Origin of the sequence: Aestuariivita sp. (genome assembly GCF_049276915.1) — a bacterium.
GTDB lineage: Bacteria > Pseudomonadota > Alphaproteobacteria > Rhodobacterales > Rhodobacteraceae > Aestuariivita.
The window spans coordinates 1-19404 of the sequence record NZ_JBASXK010000087.1; the positions used below are offsets into that span (position 1 = coordinate 1).

The 19404-nt window shown below is 60.3% G+C and carries 22 protein-coding genes, 1 tRNA gene and 1 pseudogene; 18 read left to right on the forward strand and 6 right to left on the reverse strand.

Features of this window, described 5'->3' with window-relative positions; genetic code table 11:
- Positions 1-779: tyrosine-type recombinase/integrase (locus tag WAO69_RS08890; RefSeq protein WP_422178162.1), on the reverse strand; the 779-nt coding region annotated here is incomplete at its 3' end.
- 257 nt (positions 780-1036) lie between these two features.
- Positions 1037-1126: transfer RNA gene (locus tag WAO69_RS08895), tRNA-Ser, on the reverse strand.
- 121 nt (positions 1127-1247) lie between these two features.
- Here WAO69_RS08895 and WAO69_RS08900 point away from each other — a divergent pair.
- From WAO69_RS08900 to WAO69_RS08940, 9 genes are all read left to right on the forward strand, one after another.
- The gene (locus WAO69_RS08900) at positions 1248-2105 is read left to right on the forward strand and encodes a DUF2059 domain-containing protein (protein WP_422178164.1); all 858 of its coding nucleotides are present in this window, start codon (positions 1248-1250) and stop codon (positions 2103-2105) included.
- Positions 2102-2920, forward strand: a complete 819-nt coding sequence (locus tag WAO69_RS08905; protein WP_422178166.1) for a hypothetical protein — start codon at positions 2102-2104, stop codon at positions 2918-2920. The genes WAO69_RS08900 and WAO69_RS08905 overlap by 4 nt, the downstream gene beginning before the upstream one ends.
- Before the next feature lie 203 nt (positions 2921-3123).
- Entirely contained in the window at positions 3124-3768 is a 645-nt protein-coding gene (locus WAO69_RS08910; protein ID WP_422178168.1) for a 50S ribosomal protein L21, read from the forward strand.
- Between the two features lie 12 nt (positions 3769-3780).
- On the forward strand, positions 3781-4050 hold the full coding sequence (rpmA, locus tag WAO69_RS08915; RefSeq protein WP_295314907.1) for a 50S ribosomal protein L27: 270 nt from the start codon (positions 3781-3783) through the stop codon (positions 4048-4050).
- 178 nt (positions 4051-4228) lie between these two features.
- A complete protein-coding gene (locus tag WAO69_RS08920) occupies positions 4229-4837 on the forward strand; it encodes a LysE family translocator (RefSeq protein ID WP_422178171.1) in 609 nt (202 codons plus the stop codon).
- A complete protein-coding gene (locus WAO69_RS08925; protein WP_422178173.1) occupies positions 4834-5370 on the forward strand; it encodes a GNAT family N-acetyltransferase in 537 nt (178 codons plus the stop codon). The genes WAO69_RS08920 and WAO69_RS08925 overlap by 4 nt, the downstream gene beginning before the upstream one ends.
- 34 nt (positions 5371-5404) lie before the next feature.
- Positions 5405-6439 (forward strand): GTPase ObgE, encoded by a 1035-nt coding sequence (obgE, locus tag WAO69_RS08930; RefSeq protein WP_422178175.1) that lies wholly within the window; start codon positions 5405-5407, stop codon positions 6437-6439.
- A complete protein-coding gene (proB, locus tag WAO69_RS08935) occupies positions 6427-7533 on the forward strand; it encodes a glutamate 5-kinase (protein ID WP_422178177.1) in 1107 nt (368 codons plus the stop codon). Before obgE ends, proB begins: the two co-directional genes overlap by 13 nt.
- Before the next feature lie 66 nt (positions 7534-7599).
- Positions 7600-8865 (forward strand): glutamate-5-semialdehyde dehydrogenase, encoded by a 1266-nt coding sequence (locus WAO69_RS08940; protein WP_422178179.1) that lies wholly within the window; start codon positions 7600-7602, stop codon positions 8863-8865.
- Here WAO69_RS08940 and WAO69_RS08945 read toward each other — a convergent pair.
- A complete protein-coding gene (locus tag WAO69_RS08945; RefSeq protein WP_422178181.1) occupies positions 8862-9458 on the reverse strand; it encodes a histidine phosphotransferase family protein in 597 nt (198 codons plus the stop codon). The two genes, WAO69_RS08940 and WAO69_RS08945, sit on opposite strands and share 4 nt — an antisense overlap.
- Positions 9459-9506: 48 nt before the next feature.
- Between WAO69_RS08945 and WAO69_RS08950 the strand changes: the two genes are divergently transcribed.
- The 5 genes from WAO69_RS08950 (at position 9507) to tsf (ending at position 13377) form a co-directional block, all read left to right on the forward strand.
- Positions 9507-9689: a DUF3553 domain-containing protein gene (locus tag WAO69_RS08950; protein ID WP_422178183.1), complete on the forward strand. Its 183-nt coding sequence runs from the start codon at positions 9507-9509 to the stop codon at positions 9687-9689.
- Between the two features lie 121 nt (positions 9690-9810).
- Positions 9811-10572 carry a GNAT family N-acetyltransferase gene (locus WAO69_RS08955; protein WP_422178185.1) on the forward strand — a complete coding sequence of 254 codons (762 nt, stop codon included), beginning with the start codon at positions 9811-9813 and terminating at the stop codon, positions 10570-10572.
- Complete coding sequence (locus WAO69_RS08960; RefSeq protein ID WP_422178187.1) at positions 10569-11396, forward strand: lysophospholipid acyltransferase family protein; 828 nt, start codon at positions 10569-10571, stop codon at positions 11394-11396. The genes WAO69_RS08955 and WAO69_RS08960 overlap by 4 nt, the downstream gene beginning before the upstream one ends.
- A gap of 230 nt (positions 11397-11626) precedes the next feature.
- Positions 11627-12421 carry a 30S ribosomal protein S2 gene (gene rpsB, locus WAO69_RS08965; protein ID WP_422178189.1) on the forward strand — a complete coding sequence of 265 codons (795 nt, stop codon included), beginning with the start codon at positions 11627-11629 and terminating at the stop codon, positions 12419-12421.
- Positions 12422-12501: 80 nt separating this feature from the next.
- On the forward strand, positions 12502-13377 hold the full coding sequence (gene tsf, locus WAO69_RS08970) for a translation elongation factor Ts (protein WP_422178191.1): 876 nt from the start codon (positions 12502-12504) through the stop codon (positions 13375-13377).
- 434 nt (positions 13378-13811) lie between these two features.
- Here the strand turns inward: tsf and WAO69_RS08975 are convergent, their stop codons facing one another.
- Together WAO69_RS08975 and aroQ are read right to left on the reverse strand one after the other, a co-directional pair.
- Complete coding sequence (locus WAO69_RS08975; RefSeq protein WP_422178193.1) at positions 13812-14567, reverse strand: helix-turn-helix transcriptional regulator; 756 nt, start codon at positions 14565-14567, stop codon at positions 13812-13814.
- A complete protein-coding gene (gene aroQ / locus WAO69_RS08980) occupies positions 14564-15010 on the reverse strand; it encodes a type II 3-dehydroquinate dehydratase (RefSeq protein WP_422178195.1) in 447 nt (148 codons plus the stop codon). The genes WAO69_RS08975 and aroQ overlap by 4 nt, the downstream gene beginning before the upstream one ends.
- Positions 15011-15425: 415 nt before the next feature.
- On the opposite strand from aroQ, the gene WAO69_RS08985 reads away from it, so the two are divergent.
- The 4 genes from WAO69_RS08985 to WAO69_RS09000 all read left to right on the forward strand — a co-directional run bounded on the left by WAO69_RS08985 (position 15426) and on the right by WAO69_RS09000 (position 19127).
- Positions 15426-16169 carry a 5-oxoprolinase subunit B family protein gene (locus WAO69_RS08985; protein ID WP_422178197.1) on the forward strand — a complete coding sequence of 248 codons (744 nt, stop codon included), beginning with the start codon at positions 15426-15428 and terminating at the stop codon, positions 16167-16169.
- Positions 16166-17191 (forward strand): biotin-dependent carboxyltransferase family protein, encoded by a 1026-nt coding sequence (locus tag WAO69_RS08990; protein WP_422178199.1) that lies wholly within the window; start codon positions 16166-16168, stop codon positions 17189-17191. The genes WAO69_RS08985 and WAO69_RS08990 overlap by 4 nt, the downstream gene beginning before the upstream one ends.
- Positions 17188-17958 carry a LamB/YcsF family protein gene (locus WAO69_RS08995; RefSeq protein ID WP_422178201.1) on the forward strand — a complete coding sequence of 257 codons (771 nt, stop codon included), beginning with the start codon at positions 17188-17190 and terminating at the stop codon, positions 17956-17958. The genes WAO69_RS08990 and WAO69_RS08995 overlap by 4 nt, the downstream gene beginning before the upstream one ends.
- Positions 17959-18119: 161 nt before the next feature.
- Entirely contained in the window at positions 18120-19127 is a 1008-nt protein-coding gene (locus WAO69_RS09000) for an IS30 family transposase (protein WP_422178203.1), read from the forward strand.
- A 42-nt stretch (positions 19128-19169) separates the two neighbouring features.
- Here WAO69_RS09000 and WAO69_RS09005 read toward each other — a convergent pair.
- Positions 19170-19404, reverse strand: a pseudogene (locus WAO69_RS09005) (hypothetical protein); the annotation flags it as partial.

Genomic DNA, 19404 nt, shown 5'->3' on the forward strand with positions numbered 1-19404 from the left:
TCATCCCATTGCAGGTGCCTGATCTCGCCTGATCGCAAGGCCGTCAGGGCACAGGTGATGAGGCCGGAATATCCGATGCCAGTGTGACGCCTGGCCCAGATCGCGGCAAAGGCGGCGGGTGCGTCTTGCCACGGGATGGCGGCGTGACCTTTCACTTTCCGCACTCGCTTCTGATCGGGCAGGATCACATCAAGGTTATCCCGTAAGGCGGCGGGGTTCGGGCCGGGGCGTTCGCCACGGGCAATGCACGCGCCAAGTATCCGCTCTATGCGCTGGCGAACACGGGACGCGGTTTCGATTTTGGTCAACCAGATCGGCGACAGTGTATCGGCCACGTCTGAGGACGTGATCTGGTCAATCGGCATCTTGAGCAGATCGGCGGCGTGCAGATCGAGGCTGGCCTGCCACTGCATCGCGTGCTTCTTGTTCGACCAGGTGGCGCGCCGCGCCCCGATGTAGTCGCGTGCAGCCTCTCCGAGAGTTGGTGTGCGACTGACCTTTGGTGCAGGCTCAGCGGCTTTCTTGCGCACGACAGGGGTGTTGCCCTCGGCCAGTGCTTCACGGGCTTCAGCGGCGCGCTGACGGGCCGTAGCCAGGGCAACGGATGCGGCTGGGCCAATGGCCTTTTCACGCTTCTTTGCGCCCTCGGTCCAGCGGAAGACCCAGCTTCGGGTGTTGCCCTTGACGCGAAGATAAAGCCCGCCGCCATCAGCGTGCCATCCATCGCCCAGGCTCTTTGCGGCCTTGGCGTTCAAGCGGTGTAGGGTTGTCTGTCTCATTGCTGCACCTCGCGGATGCATAAGTTAAAGACAGGTGATAATGGGATGTTCAGGGTCATGTGTCCGGCTCCATCGGATTCGTGATCAAGTGCCGGTGTGCCTGTTGTCGCAGGCCCCGGCGCGCCCTGATTAAACCACTCCCACCCAAAATCCCACCCTAAAGACGCAATCAGTGGCAACACATGACGCCCGCTGGCAACGCGGCTTCTCGTAAGTTATTGATTTTATTAGGCATGAAAGACACTGGGAAAGGTGTCTGGCGGAGAGACAGGGATTCGAACCCTGGGTAGGCTTGCACCCACAACGGTTTTCGAGACCGCCCCGTTCGACCACTCCGGCACCTCTCCGCGGGGGTCTGGCATGTGCGTGTAATCGCTTGGGTGCAGGCTGGCAAGGCCAGTTTTCGCCCAGAATGACATTGTCGTGAATTTCATTGTCTGGCGGGGCAAAAGCCGTCACTTTCCCCTCATGACATATACCCATCTTTCCCAAGCCGCCTTGCGGCCCCTGCAGGCCCTGCTTTTGGGCTGTGCCGTCCTCATGATAAGCCTTGCGCCCCTGCGTGCCGCTGACCGGGATCGGCTCGAGGCTTTCCTTGAAGTCACCGGGTTTGACGTCGCATTGGAAAGTATCAAGCTTTCTGCCGGTGCCGCGCCAGAGATGCTGGGCGTTGATCCGGGCATTTTCGGCTCTGAATGGACGCGGCTCAGCGAGGACGTGTTCGATGTGCCCTTGATGCACGACATGGCGCTGGAAATCCTTGAGCAGACCCTCAGCGATGATCTTCTGGTTCATGCCGCCGACTTTTATGCCAGCGATCTGGGGCAGCGGCTGGTCGAAGTCGAAAACGCCTCGCATCTGCGCGAAGATGATGATGCCAAGCGTGACGAGGGGCGCGATCTTGTCGCCCAATGGGTGCAGGACGCCAACCCTCGTCTCGAGATTCTCAAACGCATGAACGCGGCCGTGAATAGCGGAAGCGCTGGCGTACGGGCGTTTCAGGAGATCCAGTTCCGCTTTCTGATCGCCGCTGCCGGGGCAGGGGTGCTTGAGCTGCGTGTGGATCCGGACGAGCTGCGCGCGATTTTGCAACGCGACGAGGCGCGCCTGCGCATTGCGCTGCAGGAATCAAGCCTGGCCAGCGCCGCCACCACCTATCTCACCATCCCGGATGACGATCTTGTCGCCTATGCCGAGGCGCTGGAGCATCCGATGATGCAGGAAGTCTATGTGCTGATGAATGCCGTTCAATATGAGATCATGGCCAACCGTTTCGAAGTCCTAGCGGCGCGGATGAAGGATCTTCAACCGGGGCAAGAGCTATGAACCTGCGCAGCTTTGCGGCGTTTGTGACGCTTGGCCTGACCCTGGCGCTTCCTGTGGCGGCGGCCCCGAGTGCGGCGGAACTGGCCAAGGTGCTCAGGCTGGAAGAGGTCATCGGGATCATTCACGATGAAGGGCTCAGCTATGCCCAAAGCATCGAGCGCGAAATGTTTCCCTCGGGCGGTGGACAGCTCTGGGACATGACTGTGCAGCGCCTTTATGACACTGACACCATGCATGCTGCCCTGCAGAGCGCATTGGGCGAGGAGATGTCATCCGAGGCCCGAGACGAGACACAGGCGTTTTTTGATACAGACCGTGGCCAATCCATACTGACCTTCGAAAACGCAGCGCGCAGCGCGATGGCCGACCCGGATGTCGAAGAGGTGGCGCGCGCAGCCTATGAAGAACTGCGCGAGGTAGGCAGCGCCCGCCTTGATCAGATCGACCGCTTTGTCGCCGCCAATGATCTGATCGAACGCAACGTGGCAGGTGCGCTCAGCTCGAATTACCAGTTCTTTCGCGGGCTGGTGGATGGCGGTGCCTTCGTGATGAGCGAAGAAGACATTCTGTCTGACGTCTATGGTCAGGAGCCCGAAGTGCGCGAAGAAACCGAATCCTGGATCTTTGCCTTCCTTCTGTTGGCCTATCAGCCGCTTTCGGATGAGGTGCTTGAGGCCTATATCGCCTTTTCCGAAACCGAAGGGGGCAGAGAGCTGAACGCCGCCCTGTTCGAAGGGTTCGAGCGGATGTATCGCGATGTGTCCTATCGTCTGGGGCTGGCGGCGTCTGCGGCGATGGCGGGCAGTGATCTCTAGCGCGACATGGCGCGCAAGTTTCCACACGCTGCCTGTTGACACATCAGCACTTTGCGTCGATAAGCCAGCGTCCCGGCTCGGCTTGCACCTTGCCGGGATTCTATATTCATACCGCTCTGATCAGAGCGCGCTGTTCGCGGTGGCTTCGGCCAAAACGCCCGGAAACGGGGACCACAGGACGCGGAAACCAAAAGGAAGACCCCATGTTCGCGGTCATGAAGACAGGCGGCAAGCAGTACAAGGTTCAGGCGGGCGATACGCTGCGCGTCGAGAAACTTGCTGCAGACGCTGGTGAGACAATTCAATTCAACGACATTCTGATGCTGGGCGGAGAAACAACCGTCGTGGGCGCGCCCATGGTTGCCGGTGCCGGTGTGCAGGCCGAAGTGATCGACCAGATCAAGGGTGAGAAACTCATCCACTTCGTGCGTCGCCGCCGTAAGCACTCGTCCAAGCGCACCAAGGGTCACCGTCAGAAACTGACGCTGGTGAAAATCACCGAGATCCTGGCAAGCGGTGCCGACAAGACCGGCGTGAAAGCCGCGATTGGTGCAGGGTCGGTCAGTGCAACAGCCGTTGCTGCTGCGGCACCGGCCAAGAAAGCCGCACCCAAGAAAGAAGCCGCACCCAAGGCCGCAGCGCCTGCCGGTGCAGATGATCTTACGAAACTGTCGGGCGTCGGCCCTGCGCTTGCAAAGAAACTGATTGAAGGTGGCGTGACAACCTTTGCTCAGATCGCAGCGTGGAGCGAAGAGGACGTCGCAGCATTCGACGAGAAACTGTCGTTCAAAGGCCGGATCGAGCGTGAAGGCTGGATCGAACAGGCCAAAGAACTCGCAAAAGGCTAAGGAGAGACACCAATGGCACATAAAAAAGCAGGCGGCTCATCCAGAAACGGTCGCGACTCAGCGGGTCGCCGCCTTGGCGTGAAACTCTATGGTGGCCAGGCCGCAATCCCCGGCAACATCATCGTGCGTCAGCGCGGAACCAAGTTCTGGCCGGGCGAGGGTGTTGGTATGGGCAAGGATCATACGATCTTTGCAACCGTCGATGGCGCTGTGACCTTCCACAAGGGTCTGAAAAACCGCACCTTCATTTCGGTCCTCCCGGCGGCGGAGGCCGCAGAGTAAGCCGAACCAAAAAGGTTTTGAAATTTTGGGGGATCGGCACAGGCTGATCCCCTTTTTCGTTGTTGAGACAGGTCATGATCCAGAGCTTCATCACCCGGCCCCAAGGATTGCGGACAGTCATCGCGATTGATCCCGCCGGCGTGGCCAGCCAGAACACATGCCTTGGGGGCGCGCGGTGATGAGCGTCGCCACCACCAGTCTGTTCGTGTTCGCCGCCAGCCAGGTCGGCACACCGGGCCCCGCCAACATGGCGCTGATGGCCACCGGTGCGCGCTTTGGCTTTCGCGCGGCCCTGCCGTTTGTGGCGGGCGTGGCTCTGGGAAAACAGCTGATCATCTGGCCCATCGGTTTTGGCCTGATGGAACTGGCCACGTCCTATCCGGCTGTCTTTGGTGCCCTCAAATGGCTCTCGGCCGGATACATTCTGTGGCTGGCATGGCGTATCGCGAACCTGCGTCTGGGCGAAGACGACCGGGGCGCACTGGCACCGGGGTTCGTTGCCGGCCTGATCGTTCACCCGCTCAATCCCAAGGCCCGGGCCATGATCGTTGCGGCCTTCACGGGGTTTGTCGCTGCAGGCACGCCAACGCTTCATGCGACTGCAACCATTGCTGGGGTATTGTTGATCTGCCAGCTGATCCTTCATCCAATCTGGACACTTGCGGGTGATCGCATTGCCTTGGTTGTTGCGGGACGGCCTGCGGAACAATACCTGATGTGGACGCTGGCGGCGCTGACTGCCGCCTCCGTTCTCTACGTGCTTATCGGAGGAGGGATAGCACAATGAAACTGGACCAGATCGTGGATCAACCCACTATCGAGACCGAACGCTTCGACCTGCGGCCACTCAGACGGTCCGACCAGGGCCTGATCGAGCTGTTTGCCAGCGACGAACGCGTCGCCCGCATGACCACATCCATTCCACACCCGGTCCCGCCCGGCATGACCGAGGCCTTCGTGCAGCGCGCCATGGCCGAAAGCCGGGACGAGGATGTCTGGGCAATGGACGCGACCAAATCCGGTGGTGGTGAACTGATGGGCCTCATCTCGCTTCAGCGCATGGATCGCAATCAGTCCGAAGTCGGCTATTGGGTCGCCCCGGTCTATTGGAACACCGGGCTCGCCTCCGAGGCGCTCGAGGCGCTGGTGCTGGCCAATCCGTTCAACAACGAAACCATGTTCGGCAGCGTCTTTCAGGACAATCCCGCTTCGGCCCGCGTGCTGACGCACTGCGGCTTTCGCTATCTCGGGGATGCCCAAAGCTTCTGCGTCGCCCGTGACGCGTCTGTGCCAACCTGGACCTATAGCCGCAAACTCTGATTGTGAGCCGCGCGGCGACCCGCTAGGAGGGGGCATGAAATTTCTTGATCTCGCCAAGGTCTACATCCGCTCTGGCGGCGGCGGTTCCGGATGCGTCAGCTTCCGGCGCGAAAAATTCATCGAATACGGTGGCCCGGATGGTGGCGATGGCGGCAAAGGCGGTTCTGTCAAAGCCATAGCCGTTGATGGGCTCAACACCCTGATCGATTTTCGCTATCAGCAACATTTCTTTGCCAAAAGCGGCCAGCCCGGTATGGGCAAGCAACGCACCGGCAAGGACGGGGCCGATATCATCCTCTACGTCCCCGCAGGCACCGAGATCCTGGACGAGGACCAGGAAACCGTGCTCGCCGATCTCGCCCATGTGGGAGACGAGGTCGAACTGGCGCGTGGCGGCAATGGCGGCTTTGGCAACCTGCATTTCAAATCCGCCACCAACCAGGCGCCGCGCCGCGCCAATCCCGGCCAGCCCGGCGTTGAACGCACGCTGTGGTTGCGCCTCAAGCTGATTGCGGATGCCGGGCTTCTGGGTCTGCCCAATGCCGGCAAATCGACCTTTCTGGCGGCCACGTCCAACGCGCGCCCCAAGATCGCGGACTATCCGTTCACCACGCTGCATCCCAATCTGGGCGTTGTCGGCATCGACAATGCGGAATTCGTGATCGCCGATATCCCGGGCCTGATCGCAGGGGCCCATGAGGGCGTCGGTCTGGGCGTGCGCTTTCTGGGCCATGTCGAACGCTGCTCGGTCCTGCTGCATCTGGTGGATGGCACCTCCGACACCATTGCCGAGGATTATCGCACCATCATCGCCGAACTCGAGGCCTATGGCGGTCACCTGGCCGACAAGCCCCGGATCACCGCACTCAACAAGATAGACGCATTGGATGATGAGGAACGGGCCGAGGCCAAGGCCGAACTGGAACAAGCCTGCGGCGGCCCGGTCATGATGATGTCGGGCGTATCCAGGGAAGGCGTCGACGGGGTGCTGCGCGCCCTGCGTGCTGAAATCAAGGAAGACCGGTTGCGGCAGACGGCCGGGGATGAGCCTGAACCATGGCGGCCCTGATCGATGCCAGACGCCTGGTGGTCAAGATCGGTTCGGCGCTTCTCGTTGACCGCACCACCGGCGATCTCAAGCAGGACTGGCTTCATGCGCTGGCCGAGGATGTGGCCGAGATCAAGGCACGTGGCGCGGATGTGATCCTCGTTTCCTCCGGGTCCATCGCGCTCGGGCGCGGGGTGCTGGGCCTCGGGCGCAGCGAATTGGCACTGGAACAATCCCAGGCCGCCGCTGCCGTCGGGCAGATCCGGCTTGCCCGCGCCTATGAAGAGGCCCTTGCCCCCCACAACCTGCTGACAGCCCAGATTCTGGTCACGCTTGAGGACAGCCGCGACCGGCGCCGCTATCTCAACCAACGCGCCACCATGGAGACCTTGCTCTCCCTAGGTGCCATACCGATCGTCAACGAGAATGACACGGTCGCCACCGATGAAATCCGTTATGGCGACAATGATCGCCTCGCAGCACAGGTGGCCGTCACCATTGGCGCGGATCAGCTGATCCTGTTGTCGGATGTGGATGGGTTCTATTCCGCCAACCCCGGACAGGATCCGACCGCCACGCGCTTTGACGTCATCGACGAGATCACCTCCGAGATCGAAGACATGGCGGGCGACGCAGGCTCGGGGCTCTCCAAGGGCGGGATGAAAACCAAACTGATGGCCGCAAAAACCGCCGTGGCCGCCGGATGCGCAATGGCCATTACGGAAGGTTCGCGCAACAACCCCCTGAAATCGCTGGAAAATGGTGCGCCTGCCACATGGTTCACCCCCCAGATCGACCCGCAGGCAGCGCGCAAACGCTGGATCGCCGCCATGAAACCCACCGGCGAAATCACCGTTGATTCAGGGGCCGCCCGTGCGCTCAAATCCGGAAAGTCCCTGCTGCCAGCCGGTGTTCACGCCGTCTCCGGCACCTTCGGTCGCGGCGATGCGGTGGCGATCAAGGACGCAGAGAACCACACCTTGGGCCAGGGCCTGTCACGCTATACAGCACAAGAGGCGCACGCCATCAAAGGCCGCCAATCCGCTGAAATCGAGGCGATTCTCGGCTACCCGGGACGCGCCGCTTTGATCCACCGGGATGATATGGCACTCTGAGCTCTCCTTCTTTCTGGTCACAAATACCCCGAACCGGCCCCGACACCCGCGCCAAGGACGAACATGATGAAAGACCTCGACAACATCCCCGCCATGATGGCCGAGATCGGCGCGCGCGCGCGCGAAGCCTCCCATGCCCTTGCCTTTGCCACCTCCGATCGCAAACACGCGGCTCTCATCGCGGCGGCAGATGCCGTCTGGGAGGCCCGCGCCGGGATCATCGAAGCCAATTCGAAAGATCTGGCCTATGGGGCCGAAAAAGGCCTGTCGCCTGCCATGATGGATCGTCTCATGCTGGATGAGGCGCGCATTCAGGCTGTGACCGAAGGCCTGCGCGCTGTCGCGGCGCAACCAGACCCGGTCGGCGAGGTCATCGCCGAATGGGACCGGCCCAATGGCCTGCATATCAAAAGGGTCCGCACACCTCTTGGCGTAATCGGCGTGATCTATGAAAGCCGCCCCAATGTGACCGCAGATGCCGGCGCGCTCTGCCTCAAGGCCGGCAATGCGGTCATCCTGCGGGGGGGATCGGAAAGCTTCCACTCCTCGCGCGCGATCCACGCCTGCCTTGTCGAAGGTCTCAAGGCCGCGCATCTGCCCGAGGATGCGATCCAGCTTGTGCCCACCCGCGACAGGGCCGCGGTCTCCGAGATGCTGACCATGACCGACACGATCGACGTCATCGTGCCACGCGGCGGCAAGGGCCTTGTCGGTCTGGTCCAGCGCGAAGCCCGTGTGCCGGTCTTTGCCCATCTCGAAGGCATCGTGCATATCTACATCGACAAGGATGCAGATCCCGAAAAGGCCCTCAAGGTCGTGCTGAATGCCAAGACCCGCCGCACCGGCATTTGCGGTGCCGCCGAATGCCTGCTCATTCACGACCAGATCGTCGATACGATCGGCCAGGACGTCATCCGTGCCCTGATCGATGCAGGTGTCCAAGTGCGTGCAGAAGGCCGGCTGCAGCAGATCGACGGCACCACCCCGGCCACGGACGAGGATTGGGGGCGCGAGTATCTCGACATGATCATCGCTGCGCGCCCGGTGGCTGACATCGACGCGGCTATCGAGCATATCCGCCGCTTCGGCTCAAATCACACCGATTGCATCCTGACCGAAAACCTCGATGCCCGGGACCGGTTCTTCCAGCGTCTCGATAGCGCGATCCTGATGCATAATGCCTCCACCCAGTTTGCCGATGGCGGTGAATTCGGCATGGGGGCCGAGATCGGCATCGCCACGGGCAAGATGCATGCACGCGGCCCTGTCGGTGCAGCGCAGCTGACCAGTTTCAAATACCTCGTAACTGCCCAGGGCGCGACACGCAGCTAGAACCGAATCGCAACGGATGTCTCCGTCGTCTCGACCTGCAGGCAGGTGCCGCCTTCCCGGACGATATCGGGCAACAGGGCAAACTGCACCAAAGCCGGCGTGATCCGGGCCCTGCGCATATCGCGTGTCAGATCTGACCAAAGCTCGCCGTCCAGCTGCAACCGCTCCGCGCAGCCGCGCAGCTCCCAGCCCGCGCCCGCGCGCACAACGGTGATGTGTCCCCCATAAGCCAGTGCGGTTTCCAGACATTGCAGCGCAAGAAAGGCCATCCGCACCTCTGTGCGCGCCACATCCCCTGAAACCTCCCAATCGATGCGAACCCGTCCGCCTTTTTGCAGATCGCCCAGAATCTTCAGGATCTCGCGCTCGGGCATTATCTCCTCTCCGGCCACGCCAAAGGCGATCCGAAAAAACCGGATGCGCGCGCCCGCGTTCTCGGCGCTATCACCGATCAGGGCCAGTTCCGGGCCCGGTGCCTGTCCTGCCATTTCCAAAAGTTCCAACCCGTTAACAATTGCGCCAATCGGGCTGATCAGGTCGTGACAGATGCGTGAACCTATGAGAGACGAAAGGGACTGGGTTTTGTGATCCATGATCATCCTGAGTTGCAAGTCTGAATATAAATACAATCTAGGGGCGAAATGAGCGATCTCAATGCAATTTTTACGCCTGGCATGCAGGTACGTCATCCTGGTCAGCCCGATTGGGGCGTGGGGCAGGTACAATCCAACATCGGCGGTCGCATCACGGTGAATTTTCCCGATCAGGGCAAAGTGGTGATTGATGGCAACCGCATCACGCTGGTCCCCGTCTTTGATGCCTGATCAAGGTTTACGATTCATTAACGCCCGCCGCAGTCGGTTGCCCTCAACCTGATCTTTGCGGTATCAGCCTTCATGCCCATGCTGCCGGGGCATCTGTCCTGTGCAAGGTCTATTGCGTTTCATGTCCGATCCACTTCCGCGTTTTACCGTCAAGCTTGCCGAGACAGCCGCGGAACTGCGCGCGGCTCAGGCGCTGCGCTATGAGGTCTTCGTGCGCGAACTTGGCGGCAGCGGAGACATGGTCGATCATGACGCGGGCCTCGAACGGGATCGCTTCGACCCCTTTGTCGATCACCTTATCGCCAAGGATACCGTGTCGGGGCAGGTCATCGGCGTCTATCGCCTTCTGGGAGAAGCCCAGGCCGAACGGGCCGGGCAGTTCTATTCCGAAGATGAATATGACCTGACATCCCTGCGCCAAAGCGGCCGCCGCCTTCTGGAACTGGGGCGCTCCTGCCTGCACCGGGACTATCGTGGCGGCACGGCCATGTACCATCTGTGGACAGGGCTTGCCGATTACGTCGCCGAAAATGCCATCGAGGTGCTTTTTGGCGTGGCCAGCTTCCATGGCACCGATCCCTCGCAGCTTGCCCAGCCGCTCTCGCTCCTGCATCACCAGCATCTGGCACCAGAGAACCTGCGTCCTGTCGCGCAACCCGATCATGCCCATCCGATGGATCTTCTGCCCGCGGACCAGATCGACCGCCGCGCGGCCATGGTCCAGGTGCCCTCGCTGATCAAGGCCTATCTGCGCCTGGGCGGTTTCGTGGGGCAGGGGGCCTGGATCGACCACGCCTTCAACACCACCGATGTCTGCCTGGTCCTGGACACCCAGCGCCTCAATGACCGCCAGCGCAAGCTCTATACCCGCGAGGCCACATGAGCCAAACCTGGGAAAGCGAGACCGCGCCCGATCCCATCCATATCGGCGCGATGGGTTGGGTGCGGGTTGTGCTGCGCGGCGTGCTGCTGGCCACGCTGGTGTTTGGATGCCTTGCGCTGCTGCTCGTGGTGCGCCTGATCGAGCGCCCGCTCTTTGGCCTGCACCGGCCCATCACGCCCTATATCACCCAATTCGTGTGCCGCGGCGCCTTCGTGATCCTGCGCATGGGCTTTTCCACCCACGGATCGCTCATGAGCGCGCGTGGCGCAGTGGTTGCCAATCACACGTCCTGGCTTGATATCTTTGCGCTCAATGCACGCAAGCGCATCTATTTCGTCTCCAAATCCGAAGTCGCCAACTGGCCGGGCATTGGCTGGCTGGCGCACGCGACGGGCACGGTCTTCATCGAACGCAACCCCAGGCGCGCGCGCGAACAGACCGCTCTCTTCGAGGCGCGGCTGATGGCCGGTCACAAGCTGCTGTTCTTTCCCGAAGGCACCTCGACCGACGGGCTGCGCGTTTTGCCGTTCAAGACCACGCTGTTTGCCGCCTTCTTCTCGGATCATCTGCGCGATCACATGCATATCCAGCCCGTGGCGCTGGTGTTTCGCGCCCCGAAGGGACAGCCCGCGCGGTTTTACGGCTGGTGGGGCGAGATGGAGTTCGGCCCCCACCTGCTCAAGACCCTCGCGGCCCCCAGACAGGGCGCGGTCGAGGTGCATTACCTGTCCCCCGTCCGCGTGGCCGATTTCACCAGTCGCAAGGAGCTTGCCGCCCATCTCGAGGCCGCAATCCGCACAGCCCACAGCCTGGCGCTTGGATGAAGCCCCGCAGATCGGACCGCGGCTTCTTTCTGGTTGCAAATACCCGATCCCGGCGTCGACACAGGCACGGGCTCAGGGCTTGCGCTCCCTGCAATCGTCCCCTATAGGCGCAGTCACGAAACCCGCAGGCGGGGTTTGGGCCAATGGGGGAGACATCCCCAAAGGTCCGCCGGTTGGCGCATCCGCGTCGAAACCCCCGCCGAGGCATGAAACCGGAAAGGTAAAAACGCATGGCTCTTCCTGAGTTCACAATGCGTCAGCTGCTTGAAGCTGGCGTTCACTTCGGCCACCAAACGCAACGCTGGAACCCCCGCATGGGCCCGTTCATCTATGGCGCGCGCAATGGCATCCATATTCTTGACCTGACACAGACCGTCCCGATGCTGGACGCTGCTCTGAACGTGATCCGCGAAACCGTGGCCAAAGGTGGCCGGGTTCTTTTCGTGGGCACCAAGCGTCAGGCCGCACAACCCGTCGCCGAGGCGGCCGAGAAAAGTGCGCAATACTACATGAACCACCGCTGGCTGGGCGGCACGCTGACCAACTGGCAGACCGTGTCGAATTCGATCGCGCGTCTCAAGCAGATCGACGAAGCGATGGTCGAAGGGGCCGAAGGCCTCACCAAGAAAGAGCGTCTGGGCATGGAGCGCGATCAGGGCAAACTGCAAGCCTCCCTTGGCGGTATCCGTGAAATGGGCGGTGTGCCCGATCTTCTCTTCGTCATCGACGTCAAGAAAGAAGCGCTCGCGATTGCTGAAGCCAACAAGCTGGGCATCCCGGTTGTGGCGGTCGTCGATACCAACTGCTCGCCCGATGGCATCGACTATATCATCCCCGGCAATGACGACGCGGCCCGTGCCATTTCGCTGTACTGCGATCTGGCAGCCCGTGCAGCGCTTGACGGGATGAGCGCACAGCTCGGTGCCGCAGGTGTCGACATGGGCGCGATGGAAGAAGCGCCTCTCGAAGAGACCCTGATCGAAGAAGCTCCTGCCGCTGCCGAAGAGGCACCTGCGGAAAGCTGACGCGCCAGTGTCACTGACTTGACATATGGGGCAGGCAAAAACCTGCCCCAAACCCTGACAGATTTGAGGAGAGCCAAGATATGGCAATCACAGCAGCAATGGTGAAAGAACTGCGCGATTCGACTGGCGCAGGCATGATGGACGCGAAAAAAGCGCTGACCGAAACCAATGGCAACATGGACGAAGCCGTTGACTGGCTGCGCACAAAGGGTCTGGCCAAAGCGGCCAAGAAATCCGGCCGCACAGCCGCCGAAGGTCTGGTCGCCGTCCATGTGGATGGCAACACCGGTGTCGCGGTCGAGGTGAACTCGGAAACCGACTTTGTCGCCAAGAACGCCGAATTCCAGGAAATGGTTGGCAAGATCGCCTATGCGGCCGCCGGTGCGGACGACGTCGAAGCGCTCAAGGCCATGGATCTGGGCGGCAAGTCCGTCGAAGATCTGATCACATCGAAAATCGCAACCATCGGCGAAAACATGTCCCTGCGTCGCATGGCCAAACTGTCGGGTCAGACAGTGGTGACCTATGTGCATAACGCGGCCACCAACGGCATGGGCAAAATCGGTGTTCTGGTTGCCATGGATGGCGGCGACGAGGCATTCGGCAAGCAGGTCGCGATGCATATCGCAGCCGTCAACCCTGCCGCCCTCTCCGAGCCGGACATGGACCCGGCCGTTGTCGAGAAGGAAAAGCAGGTCCAGATGGATATCGCCCGCGAATCCGGCAAGCCCGAGGCGGTGATCGAAAAGATGATCGAAGGTCGGATGAAGAAATTCGTAGCGGAATCGACTCTGCTGAGCCAGCAATTCGTCGTGAACCCTGACCTGACGGTCAGTGCCGCGGCCAAAGAGGTCGGTGCCACGATCACAGGTTTCGTGCGCCTGGAAGTGGGCGAAGGCATCGTGGTCGAGAAAGAAGACTTTGCCGCCGAAGTGGCCAAGGCCGTTCAGGGCTAAGCTGCAACCGATCCGGTAACATGATTTGCGGCGCGCCTTCGGGTGCGCCGTTTTCATGTCAAAGGCTGGGCCTTGGCACCGGGTCGCAATCGCGTCTACTTGCTATGCCCCCGAGGTAAGGTGAAGGGGTCACGCCGCCACGCGACCCCTTCACTGACGACCCTTCATTTTGGGGATGGTCAGGTCTGTCAGATCCGACACGACAGTGGAAAAATACACGATCGTGCCGGCTTCCGGTAGGCCGGACGAAACGCAGAGCCTTGAAATCACAAGGGTTCGCTTCGTATGTCCCTCTGGCAAATGCCACCACTCAGGGAACAGGATCAGACTGCGCGTTTAGCCATGATCAAGAAAGTCATGTATTCCTTACCCTGCGTCACCTTGGTGCCGTAGAATTCGACCTATCGTCTTGTCACAGGTGTTTCAGGGGGGCTTCAGGCTTCCAGAACGAACATCTGGTTGACCATCGCCGCCTTCAGCACTGCCTGCGCCGTGGTCTCAACCGACAGCGCCTCGCGCGCCAGGCGCAGATGTTTTTCCACCGTTGCCGTCGTGAGGCCCATCAACATCGCGATGTCCTGCGTAGTCTTGCCATCTCCGACCCATTCCAGTGCTTCAAGCTGGCGCGGGGTGAGGGCGCGATTGGGCCCACTATAGGGCAGGGTCAGGATCTTGAGATGGGCGACATTGTTCATCAGGTGAATGTCGCGCCCGTGCTCTTGCCAGATAGCATCGACCGCGTCCTGGCTCATGCCCGGTTTTGCCGTCAGGGCGATCGCCCCCTTCGAGCGGGCCGAGACCGATTTGAAGCTGATCGTATAGCCCGCCGTCACCTTCATTTTCAGATTGAACGCGACCACTTTTTGCTCGTGCGGGGTCAGCTCACGGCAGTCGAACATCTCCCCGACCAGTCGCCAGCTGCCCGCGCCTTCATTGGCCAGGGCCCAGCGGGTCATCGGCGCGTGAAAATACAGACCTTCGCCCAGAAACACGGATGTGTACTCGGGATCATGATTGGTCAGGATCGTGAAATCCTCGGGATCTCCAAGTGAGGTATCCGTGCGGTAGCGCGTAAAGCCATAAAGCAGGCGGTCAAACCCGTATTCGGCCATCTTTTCGCAATGTGCCGACCACAGCTCTTCAAGCGACTTGGTGTTTGAGACGTAATGCAGGTAGGGTCGCAACCTCATGCCGTATCCCCCTCCAGATGCGCCCTGAGCCTGTCCAGCCCATCCAGATACCCCTGCGGGCCGCGCCCGCAAATCTGGGCGATGGCAACCTTTTCGATGTAGGAAAGATGACGGAACGGCTCGCGCGCATGAATGTCGCTCAGATGCACCTCGACCACAGGAAGTTCCACGGACGAGATCGCATCCATCAACGCGATCGACGTATGCGTATAGGCTCCGGCATTCAGGATAACACCGTCATGCACACCGCGCGCATCGTGCAGCGCATCAATCAGGATACCCTCATGGTTGGATTGCAGGCAGGTCACATGCCAGCCCCAGAGTGCCGCATGGAGTTCGCACATGTTTTCGATTTCCGGCAGGGTGGTGGCCCCGTAGACCTCGGGCTGTCGCGTGCCTAACAGGTTCAGGTTTGGGCCGTTGAGAACTAGAACCGACGTCATTGAATAGCCATCCTCGCTTGCATGTCTTGTTAGACTGGCCAAGCTTATCCTGTCCAGCCCGCGTTGAATGCACAGAATGCGAGTCACCGTCTGATTGTGTCATTTCCATGGAACATTATGCAAAATGCTGCAAACTGGCTGAATCTTGCGCATCGCAGTCAGCATGAACCCCGCCGGGTGGTTCCGGCAACGTGCCGCTCTTCAACCAACCCAGCCGGAGCGTGCAACGGGCTTGTGGACCGGCTGAGGGGAATATCGGGGCAGGGGCACAATGCGCTGTCGCATGTCGCTGGCCAAGACAGTGACATGCTGTTTGTGATTGCATTGTCCCGACATGTGGCCGAACCATAGCGGACAATCATCGAGTATCGTCAAATACCCATGCATCTCACGCCAATCCTGCTAAGACATCTGCATGAGCGCGCTTGACCCCATCTGGCCCCAGATCCGCACCATTGGCATCGATGGCGTGCTGGTCAGCTTTGGCGATGTCCTGAGCGAGCCTGCCAATCGCGCGGCACTTGCGTTTCGGGCCGCGGTGGATCGTGAAAGCTGGGATGGTGTGGAAGAGACCTCGACCTCACTGGTGTCGACCTTCCTGCGCTTTGATCCGCTGCATCTGAGCCATGCCGCTTTGAACGCGCATCTGACGGCCTTTCTGGCCAGCACGGATTGGTATGCGGCCGATCTGCCTTCGGGGCGGCGGTTGTTTCGAATTCCCACGGTGTTCGGCACCGATCTTGCCCCTCAACTGGACGAGGCCGCACAGGCCGCCGGTCTCAGCGTCGAGGACGCCACACGGTCGATCACACAGACCCGCGTGCGGGTTCAGACCATCGGATTTGCTCCCGGTCAGCCTTATCTGGGTGTCCTGCCCAAGGCCTGGGATATTCCGCGGCAGCAGGATCTCACACCAAGGGTCGCGGTCGGTGCCTTGGTTGTTGCCATCCGGCAATTGGTGATTTTTTCGGTCTCGACGCCGACCGGCTGGCGTCATCTGGGCCAGACGACTGTGCGCCTGTTCCGGCCCGATAGCGATGAACCTTTCCTTCTGCGCCCGGGTGATGAGGTTGAATTTCATCCCATAACACGCTCGGAATACGACATTATCATGAAAAATGACCCGCTTGGCGGCGTTGTGAGCGAGGCGCTCGGATGAGGCGCAAGCTGATCTGCCATTCTGTGGGTCCGGGCGTAAGCATTCAGGATTTGGGACGCTCTGGCACTCTGGCTTTCGGCCTGTCACGCGGAGGTGCAGCCGACCGCATGGCGATCTTCGAGGGGGCGGCCTTGCTGGGCCAGAGCCCAGAGCACGCGGCCATCGAGATGAGCGGCATGGGCGGCGTATTCGAGGCGACCGAGGATATGCGCATCGCCCTGACCGGTGCGCCGATGAAAGCGGATATCGACGGCACCCGGCTGACGTGGAATGCGTCACATCTTTTGCAAGCCGGTGCGCGCTTGACCCTTGGGTCGGTCATCAAGGGCAGCTACGGGTATCTTCATCTGGGTGGCGGCGTGGCTGAACCCATGCGTCTGGGTGCGCAATCTGCCCATCTGGCGGCTGGATTGGGAGGGGCGCTGGGGCAGGGTGCCCAGATCGCCATCGGTGCGGACAGGGGCACGCACACAGGAATGACGCTGGCCGTGACCTCTCGGTTTGACGGTGGAGAGGTCCGCGTAACCCCCAGCTTGCAAACCGCGTATTTCCCACGGAACACGCTGGATCGCTTTGAAAACACTCAGTTTACCCGGGATGCGCGCGGCAATCGCATGGGCGTCAAAATGACGTCCAAGGGTCAGGGCTTTCTGGTTGAAGGCGGGCTTGTGGTGCTGTCTGAAATCATTGTTCCGGGCGATATTCAGGTCACGGGCGACGGCACTCCGTTTGTTCTGATCGCCGAAAGCCAGACCACCGGCGGCTATCCCCGGATCGCCACGGTCCTGCCCACGGATCTGGCGCGCGTCGCCCAGGCCGGGGTTGGCGCGCAGATCCGTTTCCGCTTCGTGCCGGTCGAGGAGGCGGTCGAGATCCACCGCCGCGACATGGCCGAGATTCACGCCTTGCCCAAACGCATACAGCCTTTGGTGCGAGATCCTTCTACAATAGCTAATCTTTCAGAATTTCAATTGATTAGCGGCGTTACCTCAGGCAATATTCACGAGGAGGAACCATCATGACTCTATCCGTAGATCTCAACGCAGATATGGGCGAAAGCTTTGGCCCATGGGTTATGGGCAATGACGGCGGATTGCTGGATGTCATCACATCGGCAAACATCGCCTGCGGGTTTCATGCCGGTGATCCCGATGTCATGGCTTCCACCATGGCGCTGGCGCGGGACAAGGGCGTTGGCATCGGATCGCATCCGGGTTTTCGGGATTTGCAAGGGTTTGGCCGCCGTCGCATCACGCTGCCGGATGCCAGCCTGGCCAATCTCGTGCGCTACCAGGTGGCGGCATCCGCCGGAATGGCCCGCGCTTTGGGCTCCGAGCTGCGCCATGTGAAGCTGCATGGCGCAATGGCCAACATGACCTCGGAAAACCTGCATATGGCGCGCGTCTGCTACGAGGCCGCGCTGTCGGTCGTGCCTGATACGATCATCATGGTTCTGGCCGGCACCGCACAGGAACAGGCAGTGCGTGAGCTTGGCTGCTCCTGGGCCGGAGAGATATTTGCCGATCGCGCTTACAACGACGATGCCACGCTGGTGGACCGGTCTCAGCCGGGGGCGGTGATCCATGATCCGGCAATCGCAGGTCCGCGTATGGTCGAGATGGTAAAGGCCGGCGCGATCATCACCGAAAGCGGCAAACGTATCGCCACCCATATCGACACGATCTGCCTGCATGGCGACACACCAACCGCATTGGAGATTGCGAAATCCGTGCGCACATCTCTGCAAGAGGCCGGAATTCGCGTTGAAAGGCTCAGTGGAAGGCATTGATCAAAAAGGGAATATATCAGTGACGTCTCGCGTCTTCGGCAATTCGCAGCATATATAATAATTACATAATACTGATTATAAGTGTTTAGCATCAACCGAGGTGGATTCACAAACGAAGTGCAAATTTTGTACCAAGGTACTGAATTGCATGGAGTTAAATTATGGGCTGCTGTTACCCTCACCTGAGCTTGGATGAACGCCGCAAGATTGCCAACTGGCGATATGCGAAGACGCCGGTTTCTGAGATTGCCGATCGCTTGGGCCGCGACCCCTCAACGATCTATCGCGAGATCAAGCGCAACTCGGTGCGCTTTGATGACCAGCCAGAGCTGAATGGCTATCACGCGCTCTGCGCTCAGGACAAATACGAAGACCGCCGTGTCATCCATCGCAAGCTGATCCGATATCCCAAAATTATGGCGGCTGTGCGGAGCGGTTTTGAAGCGGGATGGTCGCCCGAACAGATCGCGGGACGGATGCGTCTTGAGCGTCATCCGATGCGGGTGAGCCACGAGACAATCTATCGCTATGCCTACTCCAAGGATGGCCGTGCTGAGAAGTTCTATCAGCATCTGCCCCGCCATCGGCGCAATCGCAGGCCGCGAGGGATGCGTAAGCAGCATGGAAGCCAGTTTCTGGAGGCTTTGGCCATAAAGCACCGTCCTGAGACCATTGGTGAACGCAGCGAGTTCGGTCATTGGGAGTGCGATCTCGTCATGTTCCGCAAGGAGTTTGGCAAGGCCAACGTGACCTCGCTGGTCGAGCGTGTCAGCCGGTTTGCGGTCGTACTAAAGAATACTGATCGGCAGTCCAAACCTGTCATGGAAGGCCTGATTGATGGCCTGTCTTCTTTGCCATCCCATGCCCGACAATCGATCACCTTTGATCGCGGCACAGAGTTCAGCGCCTGGCAGCATATGAAAGACGGTCTTGGCGCGGATCCGTGGTTCTGCGATCCGCAATCTCCTTGGCAAAAAGGTACGGTCGAGAACACCAACAACCGTCTCCGCCGCTACCTGCCCCGCAAGTCCGATCCTACGTCGTTCACAAATCGATATTTGAGGTCGATTTGCGACCGCCTCAACGCAACGCCTCGTAAATGTCTGGGGTATCAAACCCCTGCCGAAGTGTTCCGCACAAAGCTAATGGAAGGAGCATCATCGCCCTGATATGTTGGAACGGCAGAAATTGCGCTTCGCCATGAGTTCTCACTAGGGAGGAGTCACACCCTCGTCCTTGGGATCTGCCTCGGCACCTGTGTCGTCCTGCGCCCGCGCCATGAGAGCGATCTTCTGCGTGGCTTCATATTGAGACAGAAAAACCTGACCGGTGAGGTCTTTGAGGAAATGCTGCTCTTTCAGGCGATCCATCACCGGGCCCTTTACCTCGGACAGGTGAAGCTGAACGCCCATTTCGCGAAGCCGTTCGTTGATCATCTCCAGCGAC

Bases quoted from the DNA above. Each gene is read 5' to 3' on its own strand.
- WAO69_RS08900 (WP_422178164.1), top strand. From the start codon at position 1,248: ATGACATATACCCATCTTTCCCAAGCCGCCTTGCGGCCCCTGCAGGCC.
- WAO69_RS08905 (WP_422178166.1), top strand. From the start codon at position 2,102: ATGAACCTGCGCAGCTTTGCGGCGTTTGTGACGCTTGGCCTGACCCTG.
- WAO69_RS08910 (WP_422178168.1), top strand. From the start codon at position 3,124: ATGTTCGCGGTCATGAAGACAGGCGGCAAGCAGTACAAGGTTCAGGCG.
- rpmA (WP_295314907.1), top strand. From the start codon at position 3,781: ATGGCACATAAAAAAGCAGGCGGCTCATCCAGAAACGGTCGCGACTCA.
- WAO69_RS08920 (WP_422178171.1), top strand. From the start codon at position 4,229: ATGAGCGTCGCCACCACCAGTCTGTTCGTGTTCGCCGCCAGCCAGGTC.
- WAO69_RS08925 (WP_422178173.1), top strand. From the start codon at position 4,834: ATGAAACTGGACCAGATCGTGGATCAACCCACTATCGAGACCGAACGC.
- obgE (WP_422178175.1), top strand. From the start codon at position 5,405: ATGAAATTTCTTGATCTCGCCAAGGTCTACATCCGCTCTGGCGGCGGC.
- proB (WP_422178177.1), top strand. From the start codon at position 6,427: ATGGCGGCCCTGATCGATGCCAGACGCCTGGTGGTCAAGATCGGTTCG.
- WAO69_RS08940 (WP_422178179.1), top strand. From the start codon at position 7,600: ATGAAAGACCTCGACAACATCCCCGCCATGATGGCCGAGATCGGCGCG.
- WAO69_RS08945 (WP_422178181.1), bottom strand. From the start codon at position 9,458: ATGGATCACAAAACCCAGTCCCTTTCGTCTCTCATAGGTTCACGCATC.
- WAO69_RS08950 (WP_422178183.1), top strand. From the start codon at position 9,507: ATGAGCGATCTCAATGCAATTTTTACGCCTGGCATGCAGGTACGTCAT.
- WAO69_RS08955 (WP_422178185.1), top strand. From the start codon at position 9,811: ATGTCCGATCCACTTCCGCGTTTTACCGTCAAGCTTGCCGAGACAGCC.
- WAO69_RS08960 (WP_422178187.1), top strand. From the start codon at position 10,569: ATGAGCCAAACCTGGGAAAGCGAGACCGCGCCCGATCCCATCCATATC.
- rpsB (WP_422178189.1), top strand. From the start codon at position 11,627: ATGGCTCTTCCTGAGTTCACAATGCGTCAGCTGCTTGAAGCTGGCGTT.
- tsf (WP_422178191.1), top strand. From the start codon at position 12,502: ATGGCAATCACAGCAGCAATGGTGAAAGAACTGCGCGATTCGACTGGC.
- WAO69_RS08975 (WP_422178193.1), bottom strand. From the start codon at position 14,567: ATGAGGTTGCGACCCTACCTGCATTACGTCTCAAACACCAAGTCGCTT.
- aroQ (WP_422178195.1), bottom strand. From the start codon at position 15,010: ATGACGTCGGTTCTAGTTCTCAACGGCCCAAACCTGAACCTGTTAGGC.
- WAO69_RS08985 (WP_422178197.1), top strand. From the start codon at position 15,426: ATGAGCGCGCTTGACCCCATCTGGCCCCAGATCCGCACCATTGGCATC.
- WAO69_RS08990 (WP_422178199.1), top strand. From the start codon at position 16,166: ATGAGGCGCAAGCTGATCTGCCATTCTGTGGGTCCGGGCGTAAGCATT.
- WAO69_RS08995 (WP_422178201.1), top strand. From the start codon at position 17,188: ATGACTCTATCCGTAGATCTCAACGCAGATATGGGCGAAAGCTTTGGC.
- WAO69_RS09000 (WP_422178203.1), top strand. From the start codon at position 18,120: ATGGGCTGCTGTTACCCTCACCTGAGCTTGGATGAACGCCGCAAGATT.